This window comes from Enterococcus olivae (assembly GCF_053760925.1).
This window is the reverse complement of the sequence record NZ_JBSMVT010000050.1, coordinates 1-7,417: the sequence shown is the minus strand read 5'-3', so window position 1 is coordinate 7,417 and position 7,417 is coordinate 1. Positions and strand designations below refer to the sequence as shown.

Here is a 7,417-nt window from a genome sequence, read left to right as displayed (position 1 = left end):
TAGTCACCTTTACCATAACAGAATGGGGTTCTTTTTTCATCACTTAACGGGTGAGAATCGAAAAGTTAATTTTTCCTGCCGTTAGGCAGTTTCTAAACAATTATAAGGAAAGTATGAATTATTCAGGTTCTTTTAAATTTGTTATAATCAAAATATTCAGACAAATAAATACTGTGCTGAGGAGTAGTACTTATCAATCTGTTATCAGAAACTTGTTGGGTGATGCGAAACAAGAACAGATACTGAGGAACTCGCCTCAAAGTAGCCTTGACGAAAAGATTTCATAGTTAAGGACGGTAGACGACCGTTATACGGGGAACATCTATTGATGAAACTATGGATAGATGAAGAGCATGGCTTTTTGGGTCATGAATCGGAGTGGTACCGCGTGAGTAAAAGTCTTTCGTCTCCAGTAATTTACTGGAGATAGAGGGCTTTTTTTTATTTATATTGAGGAGGGAATTACATGTTTGATTACACAAAATACGACAAAAAATATTATCTGCCACCACAGCTAACCTATGATTGGGTGCAAAAAGAAACGGTTGAGAAGGCGCCTCTTTGGTGTAGTGTGGATTTACGTGATGGGAATCAGGCTTTGGCGATCCCGATGAATTTAGAAGAGAAATTGGCGATATTCCAAACAAAATGAATGAAGAGCTAGGGTATGCGGTCAAGGATATTTCCGATAAAACCAACCGGGAATTGACCACAGAAGAGATTTATGACGCGTTTATCAAAGAATATGTTGCTTTTCATCCGTATTTTGATATTATCGATTATCAATTCAGCAAGAGTGAAATACCTGAAGTTAAACTGACTCTTTTAAAGGATAACCAACAAATCGAAGCCTCGGCTTCAGGTTCAGGAAGCTTAGATGCTGTCAATCAAGCAATTAAAAAAACACTGGCTGCGACGTACACGCTGGAAGTCTATGAACAAAATTCATTAGGCAAGAATTCCAAAGCGCAAGCCTGTGCGCAAATAGGTATTTCTTCTCAAGGGAAAATGTATTGGGGGGCAGGGATCGATCAAGATATCGTAAAAGCAACACTCCAAGCATTAGTCACCGCTGTCAATCGTTTAGAGATGTCGACCCGTGCTACTGAGAAACAAATGGAACAGCCATCTGTGTAAAAACTTCAGTTAAAATCACGTGTGTGTACACTTAAACGAGCTCAAAAGTAGCTTTTGTTTTTCTTCTATTTTTATGATAAAAAAAGAGAAGGAGAGGACAAAAATGAAAAGAAAATCGCTTTTAATTGTGAGTGTGCTACCTTTATTAGCTCTAGTTGGTTGTAATAATTCTACTGAAAATAGCTCTGATACTAGCCATGATTCTTCGCATAGTTCATCAAGCTCTCATCTGAATGACACGACTGAAAGTGCGGTCATTCAAGAAAGCAGTTCAACGACCTCTCAACCGGATTCTGCTTCTGTCTCGATTGATCTGGAAGAACATTTTCTAATAAATGATGGTAGTATCAAGCTGTCCACGTCGAATCAATTGCTTTATTCTACTTCGGATCCTTACGAAGAGACAAAATCCTTCCTTGAAAAACAGTTGTCTGAATTGGATGTAGAGGATACCAGAGTCATAGAGAATGAAGACCAAGAATCATTGGTTGTGACGACAATTTTTGAAAGCAATAATCTTAAGATTGTTGTCAGCAAAAATAGTGAAGGACATCGAGAAGTTTTAGTCACGATTACTGAATAATAAAAATGGATTCCTAACCCTACTTTGTCAAAAGCGAAGTGGGGTTTTAGTATTTGAACAGGCGGAGGGTTTATTCATTCCAAGTCGACATAGGTTCGGCTTTACTTTTGATGAAAGCTTTGGTTATGAAGTGCTGGGAAGGATCGACTGCTCTTTTAATTTTTTTGATTAGTTCATATTCAAAAATACGACGAATAAGGTCTACTCTCACTTCCTTCCTATAAGAAGTGGGCGTAGACCTTATTTGTTCTCTAGCCTTGAGTTACGCTCTTCCGAATGAACGGCTAAATTCTTGTCCTGACAATACATCTTGTTGGACTTCAACTAAACGTTCTCTTTGATAGTCAGTGAATGCTTCTACAATAGAATTAGGATATTTTTCAAGGGAATCCATGATGGCAACGGTATCTGCTAATGCGTCATTGAAGCCAGAACCAGTCATAGGAGTCATTGTATGGGCGGCATCACCAATAATTGCTACACGTCCGTTAGCAATCAGATCAGGTACATATTCATTAATAAGTGTGCCGATAAATACATTTTGCTCCATGGCTGCTTGAATCAATCGATTGTTTAATCCTGGCCAATGGCGGGCGCTATTCTGAGAAAGCTCATCAAAAATATCTGCTGGAATATCTTCTGGGTATAAAGAATGTTGAACAACGCCGTCTTTCAAGACCCCAAGCTCACGCAGCATTTCATTATGAGTGTTGTCAAACCAACTAAAACCAATCCAAGGTTCTCCAGGTTTGGTACTGCCGTTTGCTCCTGACATCGCTGCTGAAATCATCATTCCTGCACGACTATCGTCAAAGTAAGGGGTAGAAAAATGACGCTGTGTCCAATCTGATTTTGGTAACTTGGATTCATCGACTTTTCCAGTCCAAACAATATAACCTGAATAATCTGCAAAAGGATGGTTCGGTGCTAGATAGCGGCGAACGATGCTGCGGTAACCATCTGAACCAATCAATAGCACTCCTGCATATTTTCTCCTTGATCAGTGATTGCCCAAGCAGAATCCTTATCCTGTCCGATTTCGGTAATGCGCTTATTGAACAATAATTCAATCTCCGGTTCATTTTTGACGACTTCACGTAAACGATCTTGAATCGACGACCAGGCTTCGATTTGATTGTTTCCGTTTGAAGCCAATTGACGCAGTTCGCGTTCGAGATCTCCGCTATAGGCACCTGTATAAAGACGAATAAAGGCACCATTTCGCAGCGATGCATCGGCTTTTTCCAATACGGTGACTTTGTAGTTGTTGCGAACCAAGGCCAAAGCCATCATCAATCCGCCTAAAGATCCTCCGACGACGATGGCCCGTTGTTTTTCATTAGTCATGTTTCTTGCTCCTTTTTTCCTTCTGTTTAAGCAATTTGTTGCTCTTTTTTCTGAGTAAAATATTCGATTAATTCATCCTTCTGATTATCAGCGAACACATTCGTTACAAATGAGCCATAATAATTTTTCTTAAATTCAAATTCTAAACGTTTATTTTCTTGTTCTCTTAATTGTTTGATGATTTCGTTCTTATTTTCCATTTAAAGCCTCCAATTTTTTGTTTGCATCCATTTCTCAGCTTTATGAATCAACTCATGACCTCTTGCTTTTCTTTGAATCGTTGAGTTAACTCATAAAACTGGTGTATCTTCCATGTCGCAAGATACACCAGAAATATCATTTAAAACAGACTAGCTATTCTTTGCAGTATTGATCACTTTAAAGGTTCTCGTTGAAGAATGGGATGATTTTTGCTTCTGCTTGATCCACATGTTCTGGAATATCATACATCGAGATATGTGTTCCGCCTTCAACTTCAACCAATTCTTTTGGTCTGTTTGATAATTCAAAGAATCTGTCACTATAACCACGAGTATCCGCCTCTTTACCAATAACTAATAGTAAAGGTTGAGTTAAGTAATCACTTAATTGTGCACTTGCAGAGAAAGAATAGATTCTAGCCAAGCTTGCTGCAAATGGTAATTTATTATCAGAATTCGGATGTTGTGCACGTGGTGTACGATAGTAATCATATGCTTCCTTCAATAATACGGGAGTTTCTTCTGTTAATTCACCTTCAGAGTTTGGTGCCCAGTTCGCAAATTGAACTTCTGCACCATTCGATTCTGCTGTACGTTGTTGACCAACGGCTTCTAGTACTTGTAGTTGTTCTTCAATAGAAGCTTCTCCACGGTACATTGCACCTAAATCAACTGCACTAACCGTTGCAACTGCTTTGATCCGACGTTCCGTTTGAGCAGCATTCACAACATAACCACCACCAGCACAAATACCTAACGCCCCAATTTTATTATTATCTACGTAAGAAAGAGTGGTCAAATAATCTACAGCTGTACGAATGTCTTCCACACGAGCATAAGGATCTTCTAATCCACGTGTGTTTCCTTCACTATCTCCTTGGCAAGAAGCATCAAATGCTACAGCTACAAAACCATTGTTCGCCAATCTTTCAGCATAGATTGCGGCTGTTTGCTCTTTTACTCCACCACCTGGATGAACCACAACGATCCCTGAGTAAGTTTGAGTGTCGTCGAAATTTTCTGGTAAGTACAAATTTGCAGCCATTGTTAAACCAGCGTTTGGAAAAGTTACAGATTGTTTCATAATAAACATTTCTCCTTTTCGTAAATTAATTTCATTGAAATTAATTAATACTCTGTAGCGCATTAATTAATTTATGTGTATAATATAAAACAGAATCATCGCTAGTTCAATAACCAAATACAGGATGACAAAGTATTAATGCGCACAAAATGAAGAATCGTGCAGTAAAAAGGGGATTACTATGGAAAAAGTAAAAACAGATCGCAGAATTTTAAAATCACAAGCAGCAATCAAAGCATCGTTTATTGAATTACTTACAGAAAGTACTTTTGATAAAATTACTATTAAGGATATTTGTGAGGGAGCCAATATCGGTAATCGCACATTTTATCTACATTATATGGATAAATTTGATTTACTTGAGAAGTTGATTGAAGAGCATTTGGAAGATTTGAAAGAAATTTGTCGTCAAAAAAAAGCGCTGGGTATCGTAGAGGGCAGTCGCATTTGGTTTGGCTATTTCCAACAAAACAGAGATTTTTTCGTTACTTTATTTAATGGACATGCAACGAGTTCATTTAGAAGTCAATTACTAACCATTATTGTTTCCGATATCGGTTCTAAAATCGATCACCAAAAAATCCAACAAAACGGTTTAACCGAAGACGTTTATTTGCGATTTTTAGGAATGGCAATTATTGGTGTTATTGAACTTTACTTAGAAAATGCTGAAAGTACTGACATAAATGATTTAGCTGATCAAGTTGGTAAGCTAGTCGAACAAAATTTGTCTTGATCGACTAGTTCTTTCGTTCATGAACCTTTTACTATATTGAAAAAGGTTCAGAAATTTATATTAGTGTCTGTCTGTTTTTTCTTGTTAAAATAATTTTGAAAGAGGTGTTTGTATGAGAAAAATCGTTTTTTATGGAGCGATTAGTTTAGATGGATTTTTAGCAGATGAGCAAGACAATTTGCAATGGTTATTTGATACGGATTTGGCAGGTGTGTCAACTTATGAAGCATTTGAAAAAAATATTGATACAGTGGTTATGGGGCGAGTGACGTATGAAGAGACCACGAAGATGTTAGAAGAAGAGCCATTTTATTTAGGGAAGGAAAAAATTATTTTTTCCCGTACTAAGAACGAGAAGATAGAAGAAGGGTATTTTACTTCTGAAAATCCAGTAAACGTGTTACAGGAACTTCAAAAGAAAAACGGAAAGGATATTTGGATCGTTGGTGGAGGTGGCTTACTTTCTGAATTAATAGAAGCGGATTTGATTGATGAATATTGGATTCAAATAGCTCCAGTTCTTTTAGGTAAAGGCAAGCGATTATTTGAAGAAGGAAACTATCGTCAACGCTTAGAATTTGTTGAAACGACACAAATGGGTGAACTGACAGAATTACATTTCAGAAGAAAGCAGGAATAACAGACTTCATCTAAAACATACATTGCGACAACCGTTTTGATCATATCTCAACTAGTTCAAAAACTTTAATTTATCAACAAAAAAAGAGAATGCGACCATCCTTTTCGACACGCCAATGCGTTAAAGATGTAGCAGACTCTTGGATTTGGAATAGGGCTTAGACCATAGAGCAGGTGATTAAGAGTCAGCTGCTCTTTCTGAAGCGCAATTATCTTCAGGAATTGGTACAACAAGAGTCTCTGGTGATGCGAAAAGATTTTTTGACCAACCGATCGCACCCGATAAGAGGAACAAACTGATCAAGGTTCCTTCGCGGACAAAAAGCGACAATGAGAAGAGGTACGTCAGCAATAGGGAGAGCCCTACACAAAGAATATCAAAACTATAGCGATAGAAGGCAAAGCTACGTTGGCTTCGTTCTGAAACAAGTAGACAAAAACTTTCGATTGGAAATTTTAACAGATCCAGACGTAATACCTGACCTGTTCCAAAGCCACCGATCGCAGTTCCTAAAGTGAAAATCAAAAGACGTAAACCATAAGAAGTGAAAGTGATTTGGGAAAGTAGGGAATACAAAAACAGATTGATGATCTCGCCAAAGCTAATCAGAGAAACCAGCATCAGTAAATAGTGTTTTTTGTCTCGTTTCATATCCATCAACCAGCAAATAGATAGAAAAAATAAATTGAGAATTGTTGTAATCGTACCAACTTTTAGATGAAGAACGTCAGATAAGGCGGTATTTAACGCATTAAAACTACTGACACCGACCATCGCTTTAATCGAAAGACTGATTCCAAGGGCACTGATAAAATAAAAAAGAAGAGAGTGGCTAATGGTTTTTAGGGACATCTTGTTCCTCCTTGTTAAGTGTTGATGCTATTATATGCTAAAATCAAGGATAAAAGAATAACTATCTCAGTTTAAGAAGAAAATACTGATTTAATTTAGATGAATTTGAAAAATAAGTGGAAATTCAATCAATTAATGAGAAAATTATATTTACTTCACTTGAAATTTTAAAAGTGGAGTGCTAATATAGTTAAGTACTTTAAGTACGGGACGTTAGCTCAGTTGGTAGAGCAGCTGACTCTTAATCACCTATTCTAATATTACAAGGTAACATGAAAACCTTGATATTAAAGTATTTGAGAGACCTAAAATTTTAGAAATTTGTCTGGAATATAAATGCCAACAATTTGCCAACGAATTATTTAATCAAGTCAATTTCAAAAGAGTCTACTTTTTCGAAGAGTGGGGCTCTTTTTTTGTATCTTTTTGGTTAAAACCAAATACTTTTTCTAGTGAATTTGCTGCTTCATTTTTAAATCCTGGTGTCAAATGCGCATATAAATTAGCAGTGGTAGTGAATGAAGCATGACCTAACCATTCTTGAATTCGTTTCATATCTTGACCTTCATCTAACATAATCGAAGCGTTAGAGTGTCTTAAATCATGAAAGCGAATGACACGTAAATGATTTCGTTTCATCAATGTTTTTGTTCGGTTGGAAACATAAGATGGGTGCATAATACGACCATCTTCCATCGTAAATATATATTCATTCACTAGTGTTGCATTAAAATTTTAACATCATTCCCATGCACAAAAAAATCCTTTATAATGAAACTTGGATGACTTATCCAAGACCATAATAAAGGACTCAAGCATGGATAAGTATAAAACAAAT

General features: G+C 36.9%; 11 protein-coding genes and 1 other annotated feature. Of the genes, 5 read left to right on the top strand and 6 right to left on the bottom strand.

What is annotated here, in order from left to right; translation table 11 throughout:
- Positions 1 to 164: 164 nt before the first annotated feature.
- Positions 165 to 414: a binding site (T-box leader), on the top strand.
- Between the two features lie 52 nt (positions 415 to 466).
- The 3 genes from ACWODM_RS16080 to ACWODM_RS16070 all read left to right on the top strand — a co-directional run bounded on the left by ACWODM_RS16080 (position 467) and on the right by ACWODM_RS16070 (position 1,720).
- Entirely contained in the window at positions 467 to 652 is a 186-nt protein-coding gene (locus ACWODM_RS16080) for a hypothetical protein (RefSeq protein WP_455322342.1), read from the top strand.
- The gene (locus ACWODM_RS16075; RefSeq protein ID WP_455322341.1) at positions 649 to 1,137 is read left to right on the top strand and encodes an alpha-isopropylmalate synthase regulatory domain-containing protein; all 489 of its coding nucleotides are present in this window, start codon (positions 649 to 651) and stop codon (positions 1,135 to 1,137) included. Before ACWODM_RS16080 ends, ACWODM_RS16075 begins: the two co-directional genes overlap by 4 nt.
- A 103-nt stretch (positions 1,138 to 1,240) precedes the next feature.
- Positions 1,241 to 1,720, top strand: a complete 480-nt coding sequence (locus ACWODM_RS16070) for a hypothetical protein (protein WP_455322340.1) — start codon at positions 1,241 to 1,243, stop codon at positions 1,718 to 1,720.
- Positions 1,721 to 1,982: 262 nt separating this feature from the next.
- On the opposite strand, the gene ACWODM_RS16065 is transcribed toward ACWODM_RS16070, so the two are convergent.
- From ACWODM_RS16065 to ACWODM_RS16050, 4 genes are all read right to left on the bottom strand, one after another.
- Complete coding sequence (locus ACWODM_RS16065; RefSeq protein WP_455322339.1) at positions 1,983 to 2,693, bottom strand: FAD-dependent monooxygenase; 711 nt, start codon at positions 2,691 to 2,693, stop codon at positions 1,983 to 1,985.
- On the bottom strand, positions 2,690 to 3,067 hold the full coding sequence (locus ACWODM_RS16060; RefSeq protein ID WP_455322338.1) for an NAD(P)-binding protein: 378 nt from the start codon (positions 3,065 to 3,067) through the stop codon (positions 2,690 to 2,692). Before ACWODM_RS16060 ends, ACWODM_RS16065 begins: the two co-directional genes overlap by 4 nt.
- Before the next feature lie 26 nt (positions 3,068 to 3,093).
- Positions 3,094 to 3,267, bottom strand: coding sequence for a hypothetical protein (locus ACWODM_RS16055; RefSeq protein WP_455322337.1), 174 nt, complete (start codon positions 3,265 to 3,267; stop codon positions 3,094 to 3,096).
- A gap of 178 nt (positions 3,268 to 3,445) precedes the next feature.
- Positions 3,446 to 4,351, bottom strand: a complete 906-nt coding sequence (locus ACWODM_RS16050) for an alpha/beta hydrolase (RefSeq protein ID WP_455322336.1) — start codon at positions 4,349 to 4,351, stop codon at positions 3,446 to 3,448.
- Positions 4,352 to 4,532: 181 nt separating this feature from the next.
- On the opposite strand from ACWODM_RS16050, the gene ACWODM_RS16045 reads away from it, so the two are divergent.
- The gene (locus tag ACWODM_RS16045; protein WP_455322335.1) at positions 4,533 to 5,087 is read left to right on the top strand and encodes a TetR/AcrR family transcriptional regulator; all 555 of its coding nucleotides are present in this window, start codon (positions 4,533 to 4,535) and stop codon (positions 5,085 to 5,087) included.
- 112 nt (positions 5,088 to 5,199) lie between these two features.
- Positions 5,200 to 5,727 carry a dihydrofolate reductase family protein gene (locus tag ACWODM_RS16040; protein ID WP_455322334.1) on the top strand — a complete coding sequence of 176 codons (528 nt, stop codon included), beginning with the start codon at positions 5,200 to 5,202 and terminating at the stop codon, positions 5,725 to 5,727.
- Between the two features lie 177 nt (positions 5,728 to 5,904).
- Here ACWODM_RS16040 and ACWODM_RS16035 read toward each other — a convergent pair whose 3' ends face one another.
- Together ACWODM_RS16035 and ACWODM_RS16030 are read right to left on the bottom strand one after the other, a co-directional pair.
- Positions 5,905 to 6,579, bottom strand: a complete 675-nt coding sequence (locus tag ACWODM_RS16035) for a YczE/YyaS/YitT family protein (protein WP_455322333.1) — start codon at positions 6,577 to 6,579, stop codon at positions 5,905 to 5,907.
- Between the two features lie 387 nt (positions 6,580 to 6,966).
- Entirely contained in the window at positions 6,967 to 7,296 is a 330-nt protein-coding gene (locus tag ACWODM_RS16030; RefSeq protein WP_455322332.1) for a tyrosine-type recombinase/integrase, read from the bottom strand.
- Between the last annotated feature and the right edge of the window lie 121 nt (positions 7,297 to 7,417).